This is a genomic window from Kutzneria sp. CA-103260 (assembly GCF_018263855.1).
Taxonomy (GTDB): domain Bacteria; phylum Actinomycetota; class Actinomycetes; order Mycobacteriales; family Pseudonocardiaceae; genus Kutzneria.
Genome location: NZ_CP073318.1, coordinates 9,744,743 through 9,766,133, shown reverse-complemented (window position 1 = coordinate 9,766,133; position 21,391 = coordinate 9,744,743). Strand labels below are relative to the sequence as shown.

The 21,391-nt window shown below is 70.9% G+C and carries 14 protein-coding genes and 1 pseudogene; 5 read left to right on the top strand and 10 right to left on the bottom strand.

All coding sequences use genetic code 11. From position 1 onward, the window contains the following. Window positions 1-90: 90 nt before the first annotated feature. The 3 genes and pseudogenes from JJ691_RS43680 to mtrA all read right to left on the bottom strand — a co-directional run bounded on the left by JJ691_RS43680 (window position 91) and on the right by mtrA (window position 4,543). Window positions 91-1,839 (bottom strand): LpqB family beta-propeller domain-containing protein, encoded by a 1,749-nt coding sequence (locus JJ691_RS43680; protein ID WP_211765280.1) that lies wholly within the window; start codon window positions 1,837-1,839, stop codon window positions 91-93. A gap of 404 nt (window positions 1,840-2,243) precedes the next feature. Beyond that, window positions 2,244-3,851: pseudogene (gene mtrB, locus JJ691_RS43675) on the bottom strand (MtrAB system histidine kinase MtrB); the annotation flags it as partial. Window positions 3,852-3,865: 14 nt separating this feature from the next. Next, complete coding sequence (gene mtrA / locus JJ691_RS43670; protein WP_211765278.1) at window positions 3,866-4,543, bottom strand: MtrAB system response regulator MtrA; 678 nt, start codon at window positions 4,541-4,543, stop codon at window positions 3,866-3,868. 225 nt (window positions 4,544-4,768) lie between these two features. On the opposite strand from mtrA, the gene JJ691_RS43665 reads away from it, so the two are divergent. Further along, window positions 4,769-5,257 carry a VOC family protein gene (locus tag JJ691_RS43665; RefSeq protein ID WP_211765277.1) on the top strand — a complete coding sequence of 163 codons (489 nt, stop codon included), beginning with the start codon at window positions 4,769-4,771 and terminating at the stop codon, window positions 5,255-5,257. Window positions 5,258-5,268: 11 nt separating this feature from the next. Here JJ691_RS43665 and JJ691_RS43660 read toward each other — a convergent pair whose 3' ends face one another. Next, complete coding sequence (locus tag JJ691_RS43660; protein WP_211765276.1) at window positions 5,269-5,904, bottom strand: dTMP kinase; 636 nt, start codon at window positions 5,902-5,904, stop codon at window positions 5,269-5,271. Window positions 5,905-6,029: 125 nt separating this feature from the next. On the opposite strand from JJ691_RS43660, the gene JJ691_RS43655 reads away from it, so the two are divergent. Next, window positions 6,030-7,361 (top strand): J domain-containing protein, encoded by a 1,332-nt coding sequence (locus JJ691_RS43655; RefSeq protein ID WP_211765275.1) that lies wholly within the window; start codon window positions 6,030-6,032, stop codon window positions 7,359-7,361. A 178-nt stretch (window positions 7,362-7,539) separates the two neighbouring features. Here JJ691_RS43655 and JJ691_RS43650 read toward each other — a convergent pair whose 3' ends face one another. Further along, entirely contained in the window at window positions 7,540-10,602 is a 3,063-nt protein-coding gene (locus tag JJ691_RS43650) for a GH92 family glycosyl hydrolase (RefSeq protein WP_211765274.1), read from the bottom strand. Between the two features lie 249 nt (window positions 10,603-10,851). On the opposite strand from JJ691_RS43650, the gene JJ691_RS43645 reads away from it, so the two are divergent. Next, window positions 10,852-11,733, top strand: a complete 882-nt coding sequence (locus JJ691_RS43645; protein ID WP_249227404.1) for a hypothetical protein — start codon at window positions 10,852-10,854, stop codon at window positions 11,731-11,733. Window positions 11,734-11,896: 163 nt separating this feature from the next. Here JJ691_RS43645 and ahcY read toward each other — a convergent pair whose 3' ends face one another. Further along, the gene (gene ahcY / locus JJ691_RS43640; protein WP_211772098.1) at window positions 11,897-13,369 is read right to left on the bottom strand and encodes an adenosylhomocysteinase; all 1,473 of its coding nucleotides are present in this window, start codon (window positions 13,367-13,369) and stop codon (window positions 11,897-11,899) included. Between the two features lie 164 nt (window positions 13,370-13,533). Between ahcY and JJ691_RS43635 the strand changes: the two genes are divergently transcribed. Then, window positions 13,534-15,696, top strand: a complete 2,163-nt coding sequence (locus JJ691_RS43635) for a hypothetical protein (protein ID WP_249227403.1) — start codon at window positions 13,534-13,536, stop codon at window positions 15,694-15,696. On the opposite strand, the gene JJ691_RS43630 is transcribed toward JJ691_RS43635, so the two are convergent. Then, a complete protein-coding gene (locus JJ691_RS43630) occupies window positions 15,686-16,987 on the bottom strand; it encodes a glutamate mutase L (protein ID WP_211765273.1) in 1,302 nt (433 codons plus the stop codon). The genes JJ691_RS43635 and JJ691_RS43630 overlap by 11 nt on opposite strands. A 98-nt stretch (window positions 16,988-17,085) precedes the next feature. On the opposite strand from JJ691_RS43630, the gene JJ691_RS43625 reads away from it, so the two are divergent. Then, window positions 17,086-17,652 carry a hypothetical protein gene (locus tag JJ691_RS43625; RefSeq protein ID WP_211765272.1) on the top strand — a complete coding sequence of 189 codons (567 nt, stop codon included), beginning with the start codon at window positions 17,086-17,088 and terminating at the stop codon, window positions 17,650-17,652. 43 nt (window positions 17,653-17,695) lie between these two features. Here JJ691_RS43625 and JJ691_RS43620 read toward each other — a convergent pair whose 3' ends face one another. From JJ691_RS43620 to manA, 3 genes are read right to left on the bottom strand one after another with little or no spacing between them, the layout of a single operon-like run. Beyond that, window positions 17,696-19,183, bottom strand: a complete 1,488-nt coding sequence (locus tag JJ691_RS43620) for an amino acid permease (protein ID WP_211765271.1) — start codon at window positions 19,181-19,183, stop codon at window positions 17,696-17,698. 41 nt (window positions 19,184-19,224) lie between these two features. Then, complete coding sequence (locus JJ691_RS43615) at window positions 19,225-20,139, bottom strand: cation diffusion facilitator family transporter (protein ID WP_211765270.1); 915 nt, start codon at window positions 20,137-20,139, stop codon at window positions 19,225-19,227. A gap of 11 nt (window positions 20,140-20,150) precedes the next feature. Next, entirely contained in the window at window positions 20,151-21,386 is a 1,236-nt protein-coding gene (manA, locus tag JJ691_RS43610) for a mannose-6-phosphate isomerase, class I (RefSeq protein ID WP_211765269.1), read from the bottom strand. Between the last annotated feature and the right edge of the window lie 5 nt (window positions 21,387-21,391).

Below are 21,391 nucleotides of genomic sequence, written 5' to 3'. Positions count from 1 at the left end.
CCGGATGCGGCGGGCGAAATCCGGCAAGGGCGAGGCATCGGCTACCCGGGGGCCGAGCCGCGACGCCGAAGGCGGCGCCAAAAGCACAGCTCAGCCTGGGTAGAAGGGCACGGCGGTGGAGCCGTGGCGGACGTTGATGCCTTGCACCCGCCACACCGAGTTCGAGTCCGAGGAGGTCCACATGCCGCCGGCGTCCACCACGATCACCGGGCGGCTGGGGGCGGCGGTGACGGCGGTGACCGGGGCGGTCAGGTTGGCCGCGTTGTAGCGGTTGAACACCGGGTCGCCGTCGGCGGCGACCTGGATGATCGGCGATTCCTGGGAGGAGGTGGCCACCACGAGCTGATCCTGGAGCAGCCAGTCGACGCCGACCACGCTGGTCAGCGTGTCGGGCAGCAGGACGCGGGGCGAGCGCAGGGCCACGGTGTCCGAGTTGGGGGTGCGGACGACCGCGCAGACGATGAGCTGCGAGTTCGCGATGACGGCGGCCCGGGTGCCGTCCCGGGACAGCCGCAGGTCGGTGATGGGGCCGAACGCGCTCAGGTCGTTGGCGTTGACCGGGTGGGGCACCCAGGTGCCTTCGGCCGACTTGACGACGCGGGCGACCCGGCTGCCGTCGGCGACGGTCCACACTTCGTTGCTGGCGTCGGTCGCGGAGTCGGCGGAGACCCAGGTGGGTCTGGTCAGGGTGCCGGCGGTCAGGTCGACCACCGGCGCGAGCTGGGTGAGGCCGCCGACCCGCAGCTGTGCGCTGCCGCTGTCCTTGCTGACGGTGGCCAGCTCGCTGCCGTCGATGGACTGGGCGGCGGTCAGCACGGTGTAGGAGCCGTTGCCGGCCGGCCCGTTCAGCGGCTTGCCGTCGAGCTGCTTGATCAGACCGTCCTGCACGAGCAGGCCGGGCAGGTCGGGGCTGGGGCTGGTGCCGATGTCGTAGGCCGGCAGGTCGCCGATCCGCCAGTCCAGGCGGTCCGGGGACAGCGCGGTGCCGTCCTGCTCGATGCGGATGCGGCTGTTGGTGACGACGGCCAGTGACTGCACGACCTGGGCGATGACCAGCTTCACGTTGGCCGCGGAGAGGTCGCCGACCCGGCTGAGGTTGACCAGCACCGCCCCGTCGCCGGCCTCGACGCCGCCGGACTGCAGCACGGCGTCGGAGCTCAGCGCGCTGGTGAGCGCGCCCTGCATGGCGTCGGACGGTCCGGCCAGCAGCAGGTCGATCACCCGCGCCGGCAGGCCGTTGCTGGGCTGGGCCAGGATGTAGCGCAGGTCGGGCACCAGCACCCGCTTCTGCGGGTCCAGGAAGTACACCTTGACCTGCCGGTACAGCTCGTTGAACCGGTCCAGCGTCATGTACACGCCCGGCGGCGGCGTGCTGATCCGCCACTGGCCGTCCTGCTTGTCGACGGGCAGGGTCAGCGCGGCCGGCGTGGACTGCGGCACGAACGCCGCGTCGGCGCCCAACCGGCCGATGATCTGCATGCTGACCTGCACCGTGGCGTGGTCGGGCTTGGTCTGCTCGGGCAGCGTGTTGAAGGTGTCCTGGATGATCGTGATCGACGAGCCGGGCTGCCACTTCGGCTGCGCGGCCTTGGTCAGGTAGGTCCGGCCGGCGGCGTAGCTGGAGCTCGAGTCGGCGTTGGCGTTCAGGAACGCCCGCACCAGGTCGGCCGGCTGCAGGTCCAGCGGTGGCTCCGGGGCGGGCGCTGTCTTGCCGCCCCCGTCGCCGGCGGCGACGCCCTGCGCCGGGGTCTCGTCCGGGATGGCGGCGCAGCCCGCGACCGTGGCCAGCGCCGTGAGCAGCACGATCAGCAGCAGCGCCGGTCGGGACCGCCGGATCACCGGACCTCCCCAGCGGACTTCGAGTTCGCGAACGTGGACTCGGACGCGGTGGGTGTGGCCGACTCGGCGGCGCCCGGCCCGACCGGCCCGCCGTCGGGCTCGGCGGGCAGCGGGTAGAGGCGGGACTCCGAGGCGCGTGACGGGAACGGCATCGGCGGCGGGGTGGGAGGCACCCCGTCCAGCTCGGGGTCGTGGCCGATCTCGCCGGGTTCGACGGCCGGGGAGGCGTCGGCGGACTGCCAGGTGACGGCCGGCTCCTCGGCCGCCGGCTCGTCGAGGACCGCCGGCTCGTCCAGGGCCACGGACTCGGCGGGCTGCCAGGCGATCTCCTCGACCTCGGCGTCGGCCTCGATCTCGGCGATGACGAGGGGGGTTTCCTCAGCCTCGGCCGGTTCACGGACGGGCGGTTCCTCGTCGGGCGGCAGGGTAAGCGGGCTGTCGGTGAGTTCCTGCCCCTGGTGGCGCGGCAGGGTGAGCCGGAAGCAGGCGCCCTGGCCGCGCTCGCCCCAGGCCTCCAGCCAGCCGCCGTGCAGCCGGGCGTCCTCGACGCTGATGGCCAGGCCGAGACCGGTGCCTCCGGTGCGGCGGTTGCGGGACGGGTCGGCCCGCCAGAAGCGGTTGAACACCAGCTCGGCCTCGCCCTCACGCAGACCGACGCCGAAGTCCCGGACGACGATGGCCACGGCGTGCTCGTCGGCGGCGACGCGGACCCGCACGGGCAGGCCTTCGCCGTGGTCGACGGCGTTGTTGAGCAGGTTGCGCAGCACACGCTCGACCCGCCGGGCGTCGATCTCAGCCGGCACCTCGGCGTCGGGCATGTAGGTCTCGACGGCACTGCCGGAGCTGGCGGCGACCGGCCCGACGGCGGCGACGGCACGTTCCACGACACCGCGCACGTCGACCAGGTCGGCGGTGAGCTCGTCGACGCCGGCGTCCAGGCGGCTGATCTCCAGCAGGTCGCCGAGCAGCGCCTCGAACCGGTCCAGCTCGTCGACCAGCAGTTCGGTGGAGCGGGCCAGGCCGGACGGGAACTGCTCCCGGGAGGCGTGCAGCACGTCGGCGGCCATCCGCACGGTGGTCAGCGGCGTGCGCAGCTCGTGCGACACGTCGGAGGTGAACCGCCGCTGCAGCAGGCCGAACTCCTCCAGCTGCCGGATCTGGGCCTGGATGCTCTCGGCCATCTCGTTGTACGACTCGGCCAGCCGGGCCACGTCGTCCTCGCCGACCACCGGCATCCGGTCGTCCAGCTTGCCGTCGGCGAAGCGCTCGGCCACCTCGGCGGCCTGCCGCACCGGGCGGACCACCTGCCGGGTGACCAGGTTGGTGATGCCGGCCAGCAACAGCAGCAGCACGACGCCGGCGACGATCAGGGTGTTCTGCACGACCTCGGTGGTGTGCTGCTCGGCGGTCAGCGGGAACAGCAGGTACAGCTGCACCGGGTGGTTGGCGCTGGGCACCTGGGCGCCGACCATGAGCATCGTGGTCGACACGCCGTCCCGGGACACGGTGTGGATCCGGGTGGCGATCTCATCGTTCTGCACGAACCGCTTGAGGTCGTCCGGGACGTCCCCGTAGTGCGCGGTGGCGGTGACGTTGCCGGCGGAGTCCTTGGTGCGGGCGTCGGCCAGGATCGGCTCGAACGCGCCGGCCGACGAGCCGTCGATGTTCGGGGAGCCGCTGCTGGTCAGCGAGTTGAGGGCGGCGTTGAAACGGGTGATCAGGCTGTCCGGCCCCGGGCTGACCCCGACCAGCTGGTGCTGCACGGCCGTGACGCTGGCCTTGATCTGCGCGGTCGCGGCGCTCGTCTTGCTGCTCAGCATCTGGTCGGTGATCTGCGACTGGAGCACCATGCCCAGCACGAAGACGACGGCCGAGGACAGCGCGAGGGTGCTGACCACCACCCGCAGCTGCAACGACCGCCGCCACAGCTCGCTGGCCTGCTGCCAGCGCTCCCGCACCACGGCCGGTGCCTCCTGCACCCACCGGGTCACCGGCCTGGTGTCCACCCGCATCGGTCAGGCCCCGATCACGGAGGACCCGCCTTGTACCCCACGCCACGCACGGTGAGCACCACCTCGGGGTGCTCCGGGTCTTTCTCGACCTTGGAGCGCAGCCGCTGGACGTGCACGTTCACCAGCCGGGTGTCGGCCGCGTGCCGGTAGCCCCACACCTGCTCCAGCAGCACCTCGCGGGTGAACACCTGGCGCGGCTTGCGGGCCAGCGCGACCAGCAGGTCGAACTCCAGCGGGGTGAGCTGGATGGCCTGCCCCTCCCGGGTGACCTCGTGGCCGGGCACGTCGATGGCCAGGTCGCCGATGGCCAGCACCTCGGCCGGCTCCGACTCGGTGCGCCGCAGCCGGGTGCGGATGCGGGCCACCAGCTCCTTGGGCTTGAACGGCTTGACCACGTAGTCGTCGGCGCCGGACTCCAGGCCCAGCACGATGTCGACGGTGTCGCTCTTGGCCGTGAGCATCACGATCGGCACGCCGGACTCGGCCCGGATCGCCTTGCACACGTCGATGCCGTTCATCCCGGGCAGCATCAGGTCGAGCAGCACCAGGTCCGGTTTGAGCTCACGAAGCGCCGGCAGCGCCCGCGCGCCGTCGGCGACGACTGCGGTGTCGAACCCCTCACCGCGCAGCACGATGGTGAGCATCTCCGCCAGGGCCGGGTCGTCATCGACCACCAGGACGCGTGCCTTCATGCCTACCATCGTCGCACTGCTGGCCTGGCGGCCGCGCGCACCCCAGCGATCAACACTCCGGTCACCACCGGCAGCGATCGGTCCGTTGCGCTCCGCCGCACTGCTCCAGCGCTCGGTCATGCGCCATCACCCACCCTCGTCCCCGTCGGGTTCACGAGCTACAGCGTGTAACGCTCACGGTTTGTTACCGACGTTATAGTTGAATATTGAACAAGGGAGGCAGCGATGGCGATCCGCCGGCTCAACCACGCGGTGCTGTACGTGCGTGACACCTCGCGCAGCGTCGCCTTCTACACCGAGGTGCTCGGCTTCCGAGTGGTGCACCAGTTCCCGGGCGCCGCGTTCCTGCAGGCTCCGGACTCCGACAACGACCACGACCTGGGCCTGTTCCAGGTCGGCCCGGACGCCAAGCCGTCCGGCGCGGGCCGCGACACCGTCGGCCTGTACCACCTGGCCTGGTCCGTGACCACGCTCAAGGACCTGGCCGAGCACGCCGACCGGCTCCGTGAGGCGGGTGCGCTGGTCGGCGCGTCCGATCATGTGACGACCAAGGCGCTGTACGCCAAGGACCCCGACGGCATCGAGTTCGAGGTGTCCTGGCTGGTGCCGCTGGACCGGGTCACCGACGCGATGAAGCAGGCCTCGGGCACCGGGCCGCTCGACCTGGACGCGGAGATCGAACGCTGGGGCGGCGACCTGGTCGGGGCGCTCTAGAGAAGCCCTCGCTACGCCAGCAGCTGCTCGGCCAGCGCGCTGAAGTCCGCGCCGCCGACGCCGTCCACGACGGTCCACGGGGCGAGCCAGCCGGTGTCGACGAACTGGTCGTACACCACGGCGCAGCGGGCCTGGAGGCCGTCGTCGGTCTCGTAGCTGTCCCGCTGCCGCTCCGTCTGCTCACGGCCGGCGGCGCGCTGGGCCGCGACCTCGACCGGAACCCGCAGCAGCAGCTGGCGGTCGGGCAGCGGCAGCTCGAAGCGCCCGACCTCAAGGTCATGAACCCAGCGCACGAAATCGCCGTTTACATCCTCGTGCAGCCGAGCCGCCCCGTACGCCGCGTTGGACGCGATGTAGCGGTCCAGCAGCACGACGTCGTGCTCGGCCAGCGCCTCGGCGATCACCGGCTTGGCCGCCTGGCGGTCCAGCGCGAACAGCACGGCCATGCCGTGCACGGACTTCACCAGGTCGCCGAGCCGCAGGTACATGGCGTCGCGCACCAGGTCGGCGTGCACGTCCTCGCCGTAGCGCGGGAAGGCGATCCGAGTCGCGGTCGCACCCCGCTTGTCCAGTTCGGCGGTCAGCGCGTCGGACAGCGTCCGCTTGCCCGCGCCGTCAAGTCCTTCGATCACGACCAGCCTCGCCACGGGTGCCCACCCTACGGACTTAACCGATCGGGTGATGAAACGGCCCAGGTTGGACGGGACTCTGACGCCGAGGCAACCTATCGTGTTCGTACCCGCGCCAGACGTAGCCGCAGATGGGAAGGGCCGTGGGCGGAGTCGACTACTACGAGTTGCTGGAAGTCAAGCCTGGCGCCTCTCAGGCGGAGATCAAGTCTGCCCACCGTTCGCTGGTGAAGGTGCTGCACCCGGACGCCGGCGGCAGCCAGATCATGTTCCGGCTGGTGCAGGAGGCGTACGAGACGCTGTCCGACCCGGCCAAGCGCGCCGCCTACGACCAGCGGCGTTCCCTCGGCGTGCCCGAGCAGCGGCGGCCGCGGCCGCCGACGCCGCCGGAATGGGAGGCCTGGGAGGAGTTCCAGGAGGAGGCCGCCTACGCCGAGCGGGAGGAGCGGCCGCCGGAACCGCCGCCCCAGCCGGCCGGCTTCCCGTCCGGCCTGCGGGCCATCCCGACCGACACGATCCCCTGGTGGCAGCGGGTCAACCCGGACTCGAAGGTGCACTGGCGGCCCGGTTTCGGCTGGGCCCAGCGCTGGTTCTTCACCGTGGCCGCGGTGTGGACCGCGCTGCTGGCCGCCACCGTGGTGCCGATGCTGGCCGGCGGCTTCTCCGTCGTCGCGGTGGTGATGATCGTGCCCATCGTGTACGTCGCGGTGACCATCGCCGGCAAGGCGACGCCGAAGTTCCTGGCCGTGATCACCTACATCTGGGCCGCCGGCATGGCGGCGCTGGGCATCTACGCCCTGTCCGCCGGCGCGCTGTCCGGGATCGCCGTGGTGCTGCTGGCCGCGGGCGTGTTCGCGCTGCCGCCGCTGGGCCGCTGGTACCTGTCCTCCCGGGTGACCGAGCGGATCTTCACCCTCGACTTCCGCACGTTCAACCTGTTCGGCGCGCCGGGCACCCGGCTGCTGCCGTCCGAGGACGAGCCGGTCAAGGACTGCACCCGCGGCGAGTGGATGACGCTGGACCTGCTGTCCGGCTACCTGGGCCAGATCCCGGCCGCGCGCATCTTCCACGGCCTGGCCTGGCCCGGTTCCTCGAAGGCCGAGGTCGACCATGCCGTGCTGTGCGGGCGCAAGCTGCTGCTGATCGAGTCGAAGATCTGGCCGGCCGGGCACTACACCAGCGACGGCGACGGCGACCTGCTGCGCGACGGCGAGAGCTTCGACGGCGGCTCGCTGCGGCTCGCGCGAACCGTCGCCGCGTACCAGATGCTGCTGCCCAAGGTGCAGGTCGAGGGCATCGTGCTGGTGCACACCCCCGAGCCCGGCCTGGTGACGTGCCGGATGCCGGACACCATGCCGATCGAGGTGGTCAGCCCCGAGACGTTCGTGTGCCACATCGGCGGCCGGCTCGCGGACGAGCCGGCCGTGATCGAACGCGATGTGTTCCTGACGCTGTTGGACCAGGTCAAGGCGTAACATGGCGCCGCCTCCGGCGTCGCGGCTCGGCCCCTCGGACCCGCTGCCTCGCCCTTGCTGGATTTTTCGAGCGCCGCGTCGGCTGGGTGGTGGGGCGCGTCGAGTGGCGGCCCTCAAAAAATCCAGCAACCGTGCGAAGCAGCGGCGGGGCCGAGCGACTCCGTGGCGACGGCGGCCGTTATGGCGTAGTGGCGGGGCATTGACGGACCGCGAGGATGTCCGGCCCGACGACCGTGAGGTGCGCCGACGCGATGGTTTCGGCGCTGGCGTCGCCGGAGCCGTCGGAGGAGATCCGGAAGTCGGACTGGCCGTTCTCGCGGTGGGCGAACTTGGCGTCCTTGACGGTGACGGTGACGTCCTGCCACGTGCCGGTGCCGGTCTTGGTGACGCGCTGGGCGTCGACATAGGACTGGTTCACCGAGTCGTACTGGAGAACGAACGTGTCGGTGCCGGTGTCCAGGTACCGCACGGTGATCGTGGCGTTGTACGGGCCGGTGCCGGGGATGGCGCGTTGGTCGGCCTGGAAGTACATGTACCGGTAGTCGCCCCAGTCGTGGGCACGCACCATGCGCCGGGCCGAGACTCCGTTGACGGTCACTGGAGCGGTCGCGCCGTCGTTGGCGTACTCGATCTGGGTGAGCCCACAGTCGGTGTTGGTCGCGCCGAGCGTGCTGCACGCGGTGGTGGTGTGGTCGGTGCCCGCGACGGCGAAGTAGGCGGTGGCGCGCTGCTTGTGACCGAAGTCGACGGACACCGGGTAGAGGCCGTTCGCGGTGGCCTGAATCGTCACGGGCACGCTTGCCGTCCCGTTGGCCGGCACCACAAGCTGCCCCCGCGTCAACGACGCGGACGCGCCCGGGGGCACGGTCAGCGTCCACGGCACGGTCACCGGTTCGCCGGTCTGGTTCCGTGCGCCAACTTGGAACGTGTTGCCGGTCGAGGCGCCGAGCGGGGTCACGTAGCCGATCGCCGGCGCCTCACCGTCCCGATAGGACTTCGGCGGCGCGGCGGTCCACCCGGTGCCGTCGCCGAGCCGGTACTGCACGTGCCCGCCCCAGGCCAGCAGGTCGGACGGCAGCCCGGTCCGGTTCCACGGCACGCCGTTGACCGACAGGCCCTGGATGTGCGGACCGGCGCCCTGAGTGTCGATCACAATCCGCCGCCCGGCGCCGGTGCGGATCTCGACGTGCGGGAACAGCGGCGTGTTCACGGCCAGGTCGGTGGCGCCGGGCGTGACCGGGTACAGGCCGAGCGCCGACCACACGTACCAGGCGGACTGCGCGCCGAGATCGTCGTTGCCGGGCTCGCCGTCGGGCGTCGCCGCGAACAGCTCCGACTGCACCCGCCGCACCACGTCCTGGGTCTTCCAGGGCTGGCCGAGGTAGTCGTACGTCCACGGCACGCTGAACATGGGCTCGTTGCCGGCCCAGTAGTACGGCTCGACCGGGCCGACGTTGAGCTTGGTGAACAGGTCGTCCAGGCGCTTGATCGCGGCGTCCCGGCCGCCGACCGCGCCGATCAGGCCGGCCAGGTTCTGCGGCACCATCCACGTGTACTGGGCGGCGTTGCCCTCGGCGAAGCCGGTGGGCGCGAACTGGCCGGGCGGCGGTGGCACGAGCACCGGCCCGGCCGGGTAGGCGCCGTCGGAACCGTGCGGCCGGACGTAGCCGGTGGTCGGATCGAAGACGTGCTGCCAGTTCTGGCCGCGGGTCGCGAAAGTCGCCGCTGTGTCGTCGTCGCCGAGGGCCGCGGCGAACTGACCGATGGCGAAGTCGTCGATGGCGTACTCCTCGGTCATCGACACGTTCTCGTTGTCGGCCGAGGGCACGTAGCCGAGTTGCTGGTAGGCCACGACGTTGGGCCGCTCCTCGTAGCCCCAGCCCACGGTGCCGTCCTTGGTCGCGCCCTTGACCAGCTGGGCCAGCGCCTTGCCGGCGTCGAAGTCCCGGGCCCCGAAGGCGTACGCGCCGGCGATGATCGGGGCGACCGAGTCGCCGTTCATCACCCCGGACTCGTCGTTGTAGACCGGCCACTTGGGCAGCCAGCCGTACTGGTCGGCGTCGTTGACCAGGGACTGCATCATGTCGGAGGTCTCGTCCGGGGCGAGCGTGGCCAGCAGCGGGATCTCGCAGCGGTAGATGTCCCAGCCGGAGAAGTTGGCGTACTGGGTGCGGCCGCCGGTGTTGTGCACCTTGCCGTCGAAGCCGGTGTAGCCGCCGTCCACGTCGTTGAACGTCACCGGGTACTGGAGCGAGTGGTACAGCGCCGCATAGAACGTTTTCATCAGGTCGGTCCGCCCGCCGCCGATGGCGATCCGACCGAGGTAGGACGCCCAGCGGGCCTTCGTGGCGGCCTGCATGCCGGCGAAGTCCCACGCGGGCGCGTCGGCGGCCAGGTTCTTTGCCGCGCCGTCAACCGAGACGAAGGAGATGGCCACCTTGGCCCGCAGCGTCGCGTCCTTGCTGGTGTCGAAGTCGAGGGTCGCTCCGACCTGTGGACCGGCGATCTGTGGACCGGCCAGTCCACGGGCCTTCTCGTCCGGCGCGACGACGTTGGGCACCGCTGCCGAGCTGCCGCTCCACGAGGCCTTGGCGGTGAACGGCCGGTCAAAGGTGATCATGTAGTGGACGGTGTACTTGTTGCCCTGGCCGCAGAATCCGCCCGAGGTGGCCGAGCCGGTGACGGTGTGGTCGTCCGGGAAGGCGACGCTGGCGTCGGTGTCGCCGTTGAGGCTGCCGCCGGCCTTGACCAGCACGTGCGCGGGGGCGTTGGCCGGGAACGTGAACCGCCCCTGCCCGGCCCGCTGCGCGGTGGTCAGCTCGGTGCGCACGCCGCCCGCGGTCACCGTGTAGTAGCCGGGTGAGGCCTGCTCACCTGCGTGCGTGAACGGCTCCTGCAGCGACCACGGCGTCGCGCCGACGTCGCCGCTGACCGGCAGGATCGGCACGTCGCCGAACTGGCGGCAGCCGACCGAGGCGTGGGTGAGGCTGAAGCCCTTGATGGTCTTGTCCTCATAGGAGTACCCGGCGTAGTGGTCGGCGGTGTCCGGGCTCCACTGGAGCATGCCGAACGGCGTGCTCGGGCCGGGGAAGTTGTTGATCTCACCGACGGCCGCGCCGGCGGAACCGGTCCCGATCATCGGATCGGTCAGGGCGACCGGGTCGGCGAGCGGCGGTTGGCCAGCGAGCGCGGGCGGCGCGAGCAGCACCAGCGCGAGCAGGGTGACGACCAGTGGGCGCATCAGACCCCCAAGACGGTGACAACGTTGACAGCGTCCTCAGCAGTGTCGGGCAGCTGTCGTGAACCCGACAAGTGATCGTCAAAAACTGGTCCGGGCACCCGCAAGAGACGCACCGCAGAGGTCGCTCGGAGGGGTCGCTATCAATCACCAAAACGAGTGACTACTCTAACGTCCACTTCAGACACGGCAGGCCGGGAGATGGGTGGTGCCGCGTTGGCCGGGGAAAGCCTGGACGCACCGAGTGAAAAAGTGCACCCGACTGGCGGACTGCCGCCCACGCTAGCGACTGCGCTGCGTGACGGGCCGTTTCATCAGGCCCTACACCAGGCGATCACCTACCGCGGCCTGCCGCTGGCCCGGCTGCGGGCGGCACTGGACGAGGCCGGCACCCACATCGGACAGTCCACGCTCAGCTACTGGCAGCGCGGCCTGCGCCGGCCCGAGATGCCCCGCGCCACCGAGGCCGTGCTGGCGCTGGAGCAGGTGCTGGACCTGCCGTCCAACTCGCTGCTGGGGCTGATCGAGCCGATGGGCGAGCACTCCGGGCGGTCCACCAGCCTGGCCGCCGAGGAGTTCGAGGCCGATCTGCGCAACGGGCTGCTCGACGTGCTCGCGCTGCACGAGGTCGTGACCGTCAACGCCGCGCGGACCCGGCGCTCGGTGCTGAGCCGGCTCGTCGTGCGGGGCAGCGCCGACGGCGCGGACCGCTACCTGGCACTGCACCCCGCCGACGAGCAGGGCCAGGTCGAGCACTCCGCCGTGCACACCGGCGAGGGCTGCCGCGCCGGCCGCATGCGCAAGCGCGGGCCGGACGGCTCGGTGGCCTTCGAGCTGCTGTTCGACCGCCGGTTACGGCCCGGCGAGATGCACGTGTTCAGCTACACGGTGATCGACACCGCCGTCGGCCAGACCGGCGGCCACCTGCGCCGCTTCCCCGCCCCCGCCGGCAACTACCTGCTCCAACTGCGCTTCCATCGGGGCGTGCTGCCGGTGCGCTGCTTCCGTGAGCAGCACGGCGACGCCATCGTGCACGAGGAGCTCAGCTATGGCCTGGACGGCGTGGTGAGCGCCTACTTCGAACCCGTCAGCTGCGACCGCGCCGGCATCACCGTGCACTGGGGCGCGCCCTGAACGTGCTGAAGGGGCCCTTCCTGACGTCGAACGCCAGGAAGGGCCCCTTCACAACACAGGGCCCGCCGTCACAGGAGACCGCGAGGCCCCGCCGATGCTTCGCCCGGGGCGAGGCATCGGCCCCCGAAGGGGCCGAGCCCCGCGCGGAACGCGCGGCGAGAACTCAATAGCGGTAGGCGTTGGGCTTGAACGGGCCCTCGACGTCCACGCCGATGTACTCGGCCTGCTCCTTGGTGAGCTTGGTCAGCTCGCCGCCCAGGGCCTCCAGGTGGATCTTGGCCACCTTCTCGTCGAGGTTCTTGGGCAGGACGTAGACCTCGTTGTCGTACTCCTTGTACTTCGTGAACAGCTCGACCTGGGCGATCGTCTGGTTGGAGAAGGAGTTCGACATCACGAAGCTGGGGTGGCCGGTGGCGTTGCCCAGGTTGAGCAGCCGGCCCTCGGACAGCACGATGATCGACTTGCCGTTGGGGAAGACCCACTCGTCGACCTGCGGCTTGATGTTGATCTTGCGGATGCCCGGGACCTTGGCCAGGCCGGCCATGTCCAGCTCGTTGTCGAAGTGGCCGATGTTGCCCAGGATGGCCAGGTGCTTCATGTCGGCCATGTGGTGGGCCATCACCACGTCCTTGTTGCCGGTGGTGGTGATGACGATGTCGGCGATCGGCAGCACCGTCTCCAGCTTGGCCACCTGGTAGCCGTCCATCGCGGCCTGCAGCGCGCAGATCGGGTCGATCTCGGTGACGATCACCCGGGCGCCCTGGCCGGCCAGCGACTCGGCCGCGCCCTTGCCCACGTCGCCGTAGCCGCAGACGACCGCGACCTTGCCGCCGATGAGCACGTCGGTGCCGCGGTTGATGCCGTCGATCAGCGAGTGCCGGATGCCGTACTTGTTGTCGAACTTCGACTTCGTCACCGAGTCGTTGACGTTGATCGCCGGGAACAGCAGCTCACCGGCGGCGGCCATCTGGGTCAGCCGCAGCACGCCGGTGGTGGTCTCCTCGGTCACGCCGCGGATGCTCTTGCCGATCTTCGTCCACTTCTGGGCGTCGGCGTCGAGGCTGTTGCGCAGGACCTCGAGGATGACCTTCCACTCCTCGGCGTCGTCCTCCTCGGGCTGCGGCACCACGCCGGCCGCCTCGTACTGGGTGCCCTTGTGCACCAGCAGCGTGGCGTCGCCGCCGTCGTCGAGCAGCATGTTCGGGCCCTGGCCGTCCGGCCAGGTCAGCATCTGCTCGGTGCACCACCAGTACTCGGGCAGGGTCTCGCCCTTCCAGGCGAACACCGGCACGCCCTTGGGCTCCTCCTCGGTCCCGTGCGGGCCGACCACGATCGCCGACGCCGCGTGGTCCTGGGTGGAGAAGATGTTGCACGAGGCCCAGCGCACCTCGGCGCCCAGCGCGACCAGTGTCTCGATCAACACGGCGGTCTGCACGGTCATGTGCAGCGAGCCGGAGATCCGCGCGCCCTTGAGCGGGTAGACCTCCGAGTACTCGCGGCGCAGCGCCATCAGGCCGGGCATCTCGTGCTCGGCCAGCCGGATCTCCTTGCGGCCGAACTCGGCCAGCGACAGGTCCGCGACGGCGAAGTCGACGCCATTGCGGGTTTGCAGCTTCGGCGGGGCGATCGCCGTCATCGTGGAGTCCTCCAGAACCAGTGGGTCGTCGGCCATGCACACTAGTCGGTCCGCCACGCCGGAGCGCTGGGTCACGGGTCAATGACTACTGAATGGCCCAGTATGGCCCGGTGCTTATCGCAGGACCCGACACCCGTGTCATCGAATTGCGGGTGCACGGTGTTATGGGGACCACACCGGAGTCACTGGTCGACGCGGTTGTCGCCGTGGACGTCGCGGGCGACGGCGTGGGCCGTCTCGTGCGCCCGGCCGACCGGTTGCGCAGACCCGCGCCGGGGCCGGTGCTGCAGGCCGGCGGCCGGCCGGTGCCGCGCACCGTCGAGGGCTACCTGTGGAGCGCCATGACGTCGGGCGGCTTCGCCAAGGCGGCCTGGGCGCTGCTGCTGCCGTTCTCGCTGGCCAACATGGCGCACTGGATGCTGCCGCCGACGGGCCGGGTGCTCGGCGGCACGCTGCGGTCCCTGGTGCGGCTGGCGGCGCTGGTGCTCACCATGCTGTTGGTGACGCAGTTGACGGTGGTGAGCCTCGACCTGGTCGCCGGGCAGTGGCTGGACCAGTTCGAGCATCTGCGGCCGTGGCGCGGGCCGATCGGGCTGGCACCGGTGCTGCTCGTGGTGGCGGTGCTGCACAAGCTGTCGGCCATCGACTGGAAGGTGTACGGGGTGCAGCCGGCGCCGCGCGGTGGCCTGCTTCCCGGGGCGCAGATCGCCGCCGATCCGGACGCGCCCGCGCTGCATGTGTTGCACGCCACAGCGGGGCTCGCCTGCGCGGCGCTGCTCGCGGTCGGCGGGCCGTTCGCGCCGTCGTCGGACGGCGTGACCGTGGTGTGGGTGGCCGCCTGGGTGCTGATCGCGGCCAGTGTGCTGATCACGCTGTTGTTGGACGCGCCGACCGAGGGCCGCTGGTTCAAGCCGTGGCCGCGGCGGATTCTGGTCGTGTTGACCATTCTGGAGGTCGTCGCCGCGGCGGCGCTCACACCGATGCCCAGCGGCGGGCGGCATTTGCCCGGCACCAATCCGACCGTCGAATCAATCGCCGCGGTGCTCGCGGTGACGTGCGTTCTGTTCGGGCTGGTGCTGATTCCGGCGGCCTTGCTGGCCCGCGGTTGTTGGTCGGCGCTGCCGGGCTCGCAGCGGCCGTGGGCCGGCGGCTGGATGGCCGCCCCGGTGCTGGTGATCGCTTCGCTGCTGGGCGGCGGATTCGGCGCGGGCGTCGGGATCACGGTGCAGCAGGCGCTGCGGGACAACACGTTGCAGCTGCCACCCGGATATCGTTACGTGACAACACTGTGGGGCGTGGCCGCGGTGCTGGCGGTGGTGGTCGGGTTGATCGGCGCGGCCGTGCTGGTGCTGCCGCGAGGGGCGAAGCCGGTGGAGATCGACCTGCTGCATCCGGGAAAGCCGGAGGCCGCGAAGCGAGCCGCCCAGGCGTGGCGGATCGCCCGGTTGAAGCGCAACCACGCGCACCACATCGTCCTGGTCGCCGCGGGCGTACTGGCGGCCGGCACTGTGGTGTCGTTCCTGATGCAGGTGCGCGGCGTCGTCCTGCCGTGGTGGGCACAGCCGTTGCCGGGCATCGGAATCACCGCGCTTGGCGCGTTCGCCATCGGCGCGCTGCGGCAGGTCTACGTGGCCTCGAAGTCGCCGCAAGCCGCGCGACAGCTGGGTTTACTGAACGACATCGCCGGATTCTGGCCGCGTGAGGCGCATCCGCTGGTGCCGCCGTGCTACGCGCTGAAGGCGATCCCGGAACTCGTTGCGCGGGCTCGGGAACACCTGGCCGAGCCGGGGGCCCGGGTGGTACTCGCCGGCTACAGCCAGGGCAGCCTGCTCGCCGCCGTCGCGGCGGCCCGGCTGCTGGATTCACTGCCGGCGCACGAACGTGAACGCGTCGGGCTGGTGACGGCGGGATCGCCGCTGCAATGGGCGTACCAGCGGGCCTTTCCCGCTGTCGTGTCGCACGATTCGCTGGTGGAGCTGTCGAGGGCGATGGGTGGCCGGTGGCGCGCGGTGTGCCGGGGCACCGACGCGATCGGCGGCGGCGTGACGACCTGGGAACGGCAGGCGTTCGACGGGCAGTTGCTCGGTGTCGGCTACGAGGGTGCCCTACCAGCCGCCGAGCCCAGCGAGCATGGCGCGCTGGTGCTCGGCGGCGACCACTGGCTGCCCGATCCGCAGCACGGCCCGATCGCCGGACGTCGTTGGCGCCCAGGCATTCTGGGTCACAACGACTACACGTCCGATCCGGAGTGGGACCGCGCGATCGCCGCCGCTGCCGGCCTGGACACCGCCGAGGAACCGCTGACGCTGTGGAACTTCAAGCGCTGAAGTGGTTTTCCAGCAAGGCATCCGCTGTCGCCACGTGGCCGGCGTCGGCCAGCAGACCGGCCGGCGCCAGCACATAGCGGCCGTCCACGATGATCTCTGCGTTGCGCAACACCGGCCGTAGCACGGGATCCGCGCGCAGTCGGTCCTCGATGGCTTGCAAGCGCTCTGGTGTCGCGTGCCGGAACACGCCGCCGGACAGGACAAGCAGGCCCGCCCCCTTCGGACCGAGCTGACCGTCGACCAGCCTCAGGTGGCGTCGGGTCGCGAGGATCGCCGCGAGCGCGGCCAGCGCCGCGTCCACGTCGCGGCCGTGGTCGTCGCCGGGAATCCAGTCCACGGCGGCTGCTCGGCGGCGCGCTTCCTCCTGGAGATCTCCTTGCGGCTCAAGGCGTTCCACCTCGGCCTCGGCCACGATTCCTGGGGCCGACCAGCGCATGCCGAGATCACCCTCGACCGTGCGACGGTCGGCCGGCAGCGCCACCGTGCGCTCCATGACGTTCTCGTCCACAGTGGACACGGCCGAGTAGACGTCCGTCGTCGCGCCGCCCACGTCGACCACCATCACCGCGCCCGCCTCACGCTTGGCCAGGATCGCCGCCAGGCGGGAGACGCCGATGAGGACCGCGTCCGGCGTCACCGCCCGCACGAGACTGCGGAAGGTGTTGCCTTTGGACAGTCCCTTGCCGCCGATCACGTGCCGCAGGAACAGTTCCCGGATCGCCGCCCGCGCCGGGCCGGGGGCCAGCTCGCCGACGTCCGGCAGCACGTTGTCGGTGGCCACCACGGTGCGGCCGGTCGCGTGCAGCAGCGCCTCCGCTTCGGCCCGGGCGTCGGCGTTGCCGGCCAACACGATCGGCGGCCGCAGCCGGTTGGCCGCGATGCGCCTGGCGTTGTGCAGCAGCACACTGCGGTCCCCGCCGTCGGTGCCGCCGGCCAGCAGCACCAGATCCGGCTCAGTGGCGCGAAGTTCACGAATCGCCGCGCCATCCAGTTGCCCCGCAACAACATGCACGATCTTGGCGCCGGCCGACAGCGCCACCCGGTAGCCGGCTTCCGCGCTCACCAACCGTTCCTGACCCACCACGGCCAGCCGCAGGCCCCCGCCCGCGCTGGAACAGGCCAGCACCGGCGCACCTTGAGCCTCCAAACGGGTGGTGACGGAGGCGATTCCAGTCAACACTTCCGGCGGAGTGGTGGGATGTTGCGCCGTCCCCAGCAAAGTGCCGTCGGCGGCGACCAGGGCGCCCTTCGTCCAGGTCGAACCGATGTCCAGGCACAGCAGCGTGCTCATAACAGACAAGCTACGTTGTGCCCGCGCACTGGCGTGAAAGCGGGCGCTGCCTCATTCTGTGTGTGGAAGATCACCTTCCCCACCGAGGGAGGTCAGCCATGCTCGCCGAACGCCAACCCACCTGGACATTGCAGATCGGGGTCCGACCGGACGTCCGAACCGCCCTATTCCTGCGGGACGCGCTCGCGCTGAGCGTGCCCGACGACCCCTATCCGCCGACCGACCCGTGGGTGCCGGTGCTGCCCGCGCCCGGGGTGGACCGCGCGGCCGTCGAGTCCGAATGGCTGCACTGGTTCGACGGCATCCTCGAGGGCATGCCCATCAGCGACGACCGCTGGATGGCCCGCTGGCCGGCGGTGTGCCGGGCGCTGGGCGCGCTCATCGAGCCCATCCGGCAGTGGGACGCCCAGCTGACCCGGCACGAGCTGCGGCACGGCCGGCACCGGGACAGCTCCCGGATGTGGATCACCGACCTGGTCGCCGACGTCGGCACGGAGCTGGAGCGCGCCGTCCGGCCGTTCCACCTGATGATCACCGAGCTGCCGGTGCGCGGGCAGTTCTGGATGCGGCGCGGGTTCAACCAGGTGCTGGCCTCCCCCGCGCTCATCGACAACACCGCCGCGTTCAGCTGGGCGCTGCGGCCGGTGCTGCGGGAGATCGCCTGACCAAGGCCGTGCGGCCGGCCGAGCGCGTCGGCCGGCCGCTCGGTCACACCCTCGTCCTGGCCTCGGCGGCCAGGGCCGACTTGCGGTAGCCGTACGCGAAGTAGACGACAACGCCGAGGGCCATCCAGATCACGAACCGGACCCAGGTGAAGACGGCCAGGTTCAGCATCAGCCACAGGCAGGCCACGACCGCCAGCACCGGGACCACCGGCACCAGCGGCGTGCGGAAGCCGCGCGGCAGGTCCGGGCGGGTGCGGCGCAGGACGACCACGCCGATGGAGACGAGCACGAAGGCGAACAGCGTGCCGACGTTGACCATCTCCTCCAACTCGCCGGAGGGGAAGAAGCCACCGGCGATGACCACCGCGATGACAACCAGGATGGTGGACCGCACCGGCGTGCCGTGCTTGCCGGTCCTGGCCAGGCCCCGGGGAATCAGGCCGTCGCGGCCCATGGCGAACAGGACCCGGGTCTGACCGAGCAGCAGGACCATGACAACGGTGGTCAGGCCGGCCAGCGCGCCGACGGCGATGACGGCGGCGGCCCAGTGCACGCCGTTGTCGGCGAAGGCGGTGGCCAGGGTCTTCTTCACGCCGTCAGCACCGGTGGCGAGCTTGGTGTACGGCTCCATGCCGGTCACCACCAGGGACACGGCGACGTACAGCACGGTGACGATGCCCAGCGAGCCGAGGATGCCCCGCGGCACGTTGCGCTGGGGGTTGCGCGTCTCCTCGGCGGTGGTGGCCACGATGTCGAAGCCGATGAACGCGAAGAACAGCACCGACGCGGCGGCCAGCAGGCCGAAGACGCCGAAGGAGCTGGACTGGCCGCCGGCGATCAGCGAGAACAGGGACTGGTTCAGCGAACCCGACGAGGCCGGCTGCGCGGGCGGGATGAACGGCGTGTAGTTGGCCGCCTTGATGTAGCCGATGCCCACGACGATCACCAGCAGCACCACGGCCACCTTGATGGCGGTGATGACCTGGCTGAACCGGGACGACAGCTTGGTGCCGACGGCCAGCAGCGTGCCCAGCACGAGCACGATCAGCACGGTGCCCCAGTCGAAGTCGACCGGCCCGATCGGCACGATGGTCGGCACGTCCAGGCCGAACAGGCCCAGCACCTGCGACAGGTAGGCCGACCAGCCCTTGGCCACCACGGCGGCGGCCAGCGCGAACTCCAGCACCAGGTCCCAGCCGATGATCCAGGCCACGAACTCGCCGAAGGTGGCGTACGAGAACGTGTACGCGGACCCGGCCACCGGCACGGTCGAGGCGAACTCGGCGTAGCACAGGGCGGCCAGCCCGCAGGCGATGGCGGCGATGACGAACGCGATCACCACCGACGGCCCGGCGACGTTGCCAGCGGTGCTGGCGGTCACCGTGAAGATGCCGGCCCCGATCACCACGGCCACGCCGAACACGGTCAGATCCCAGGCGGTGAGATCCTTGCGGAGCTTGGTGTCCGGCTCGTCGGTGTCGGCGATCGACTGCTCGATCGACTTGGTCCGCCACAGGCCGCTGCCCGCCATACGCCCTCCCAGTGCGTCGACGTCTTTGTCGGATTCAGACCCTACCGAGCGGTCCTATCAAGATCGGGCTCCAGGTAGATCAGACGGGCCGCCGGCACCGCGGATCGCACCCGAATCTCCGCCTCGTCGATGGACCGGGCCACCTCGGCGACCGTGGCGGCGCCGGCGAACGCGATCTTGGCGGCGACCAGGATCTCCTCCGGCCCCAGGTACTGGGTGCGGATGTGGATCACCCGCTCCACGTTGCCGCCCTCCAACTCCCGCACGATGGCGGCCAGCACCTCGGGCCCGGCCCCCTCGCCGATGAGCAGGCTCTTCATCTCGATGATCAGCACGACGGCGATCACGCCCAGCAGCGCGCCGATGGCGATGGTGGCGACGCCGTCCCACACCGGGTTGCCGGTCACCAGCGACAGCACCACGCCGAGCAGCGCGAACACCAGGCCGAACAGGGCTCCGGTGTCCTCCAGCAGCACGACCGGCAGCTCGGGCACCTTGGCCTGGCGGATGAACTGCCACCAGCTGGCGTCGCCGCGCAGCTCCCGCGACTCGGCCATGGCGGTGCGGAAGCTGTAGCCCTCCAGCGCCACGGCGACCAGCAGGATGATCACGGCGACGAGCGGGTACGACAGCGGCTCGGGCTCCTCCACCTTGTGGATGCCCTCGTACATGGCGAACAGCGCGCCGAGGGTGAACAGCAGCAGGGCCACCACGAACGAGTAGAAGTACCGGTCACGGCCGTAGCCGAACGGATGCTCGGCGTCGGCCTTGCGCTGCGAGGTCCGCCTGCCGAGCAGCAGCAGCCCCTGGTTGGCGGTGTCGGCGATCGAGTGCACGCCCTCGGCGAGCATCGACGACGACCCCGTCACGGCGAATCCGACGAACTTCGCGACCGCGATGCCGGCGTTGGCGCTCAGCGCGGCGACAATGGCTTTGGTACCGCCCCCTGCTGACATGGGACGAAACCCTAATTGGTGGACGAATCGACTCCGGCGGTGGCCCGGAACACCGAGGCCGGACGGCTTGTCGGCACGACGTCCACGGCCGGGTCGGCGGCGGCCAGCCAGGCCGACTCGCCTTTGCCCAGCGGCAGCTCGACGCCGTCGGGACGACGCAGCGTGACCGCCCCGTCGATGCAGATCAGGATCTGCGGTCCCGAGTGGTCGATCCGGACCGGTTCGTCCGAGCCGGCGTTCCACTCCAGCCGCGACAGCTCGAACTCGGGCGCCGGCGTCCGGTAGACGAAGTCGTGCGGGGCGAGGACGTCACCGGTCTGCACCGGCATCTGCCCGTAGGAGAAGTCCAGCACCCGCAGCAACTCGGGCACGTCCACGTGCTTGGGGGTGAGCCCGCAGCGCAGCACGTTGTCGGAGTTGGCCAGGATCTCGATGCCGGTGCCGCGCAGGTAGGCGTGCGGGTTGCCGGCCGGCAGGAAGATCGCCTCCCCCGGCTTGAGCACGATCCGGTTGAGCAGCACCGCGGCCAGCACGCCGGCGTCGCCCGGATAGGCCTCGCCCAGCTCCAGCACGGTCCGGCACTCCAGGTCGAACTCGCCGTGCTCCTTGACCTGCCGCACGCACGCGTCCAGCACCTGCGGCAGCAGCTGGTCCAGGGCCTGCTGCGGCAGCGTGATCCACGTCGTGAACAGCGCCCGCAGGCCGTCGGAATCCGGCTGCCCGGCCAGCAGCTCGGTGTAGTGGTCCAGGCCCTGCGCGTCCAGCCCGCGCAGCAGGCGGACGGTGCGCGCGGGGTCGGCGAACCCGGCCAGGGCGTGGAACTCGGTCAGCGCGCAGATCAGCTCGGGCTTGGCCGTCGGGTCCGGATAGTTGCGGTTCTTGGCGTCGCGCGGGATGCCGGCGGCCTCCTCGCGGGCGAAGCCCTCGGCGGCCTGCGCGGCCGACGGATGGGCCTGCAGGCTCAGCGGCTCGTCGGCGGCCAGCACCTTGAGCAGGAACGGCAGCCGGCCGCCCCAGCGCGCGGCCAGCGGCTGCCCGAGCTGCCCGTCCGGGTCGGCGGCCAGCACGTCGAGCAGGGACCGCTCGTCACCGTCGGCGTCGACCAGGTGCGAGGGCCCGCCGGGATGCGCCCCCATCCACAGCTCGGCCTCGGGGTGCGGCGCCGGCACGGGCTTGCCGAGCAGCTCGGCGATCGCGGTGCGCGAGCCCCAGGCATAGGGGCGCACCGCGTTGTGCAGCAACTCCACTCGTC

What these genes read in the sequence shown, in the direction of transcription:
- JJ691_RS43635 (WP_249227403.1), top strand. Translation starts at nt 13,534, where the DNA reads ATGGGGACCACACCGGAGTCACTGGTCGACGCGGTTGTCGCCGTGGAC.
- JJ691_RS43650 (WP_211765274.1), bottom strand. Translation starts at nt 10,602, where the DNA reads ATGCGCCCACTGGTCGTCACCCTGCTCGCGCTGGTGCTGCTCGCGCCG.
- mtrA (WP_211765278.1), bottom strand. Translation starts at nt 4,543, where the DNA reads ATGAAGGCACGCGTCCTGGTGGTCGATGACGACCCGGCCCTGGCGGAG.
- JJ691_RS43665 (WP_211765277.1), top strand. Translation starts at nt 4,769, where the DNA reads ATGGCGATCCGCCGGCTCAACCACGCGGTGCTGTACGTGCGTGACACC.
- JJ691_RS43620 (WP_211765271.1), bottom strand. Translation starts at nt 19,183, where the DNA reads ATGGCGGGCAGCGGCCTGTGGCGGACCAAGTCGATCGAGCAGTCGATC.
- JJ691_RS43630 (WP_211765273.1), bottom strand. Translation starts at nt 16,987, where the DNA reads ATGAGCACGCTGCTGTGCCTGGACATCGGTTCGACCTGGACGAAGGGC.
- ahcY (WP_211772098.1), bottom strand. Translation starts at nt 13,369, where the DNA reads ATGACGGCGATCGCCCCGCCGAAGCTGCAAACCCGCAATGGCGTCGAC.
- JJ691_RS43615 (WP_211765270.1), bottom strand. Translation starts at nt 20,139, where the DNA reads ATGTCAGCAGGGGGCGGTACCAAAGCCATTGTCGCCGCGCTGAGCGCC.
- JJ691_RS43625 (WP_211765272.1), top strand. Translation starts at nt 17,086, where the DNA reads ATGCTCGCCGAACGCCAACCCACCTGGACATTGCAGATCGGGGTCCGA.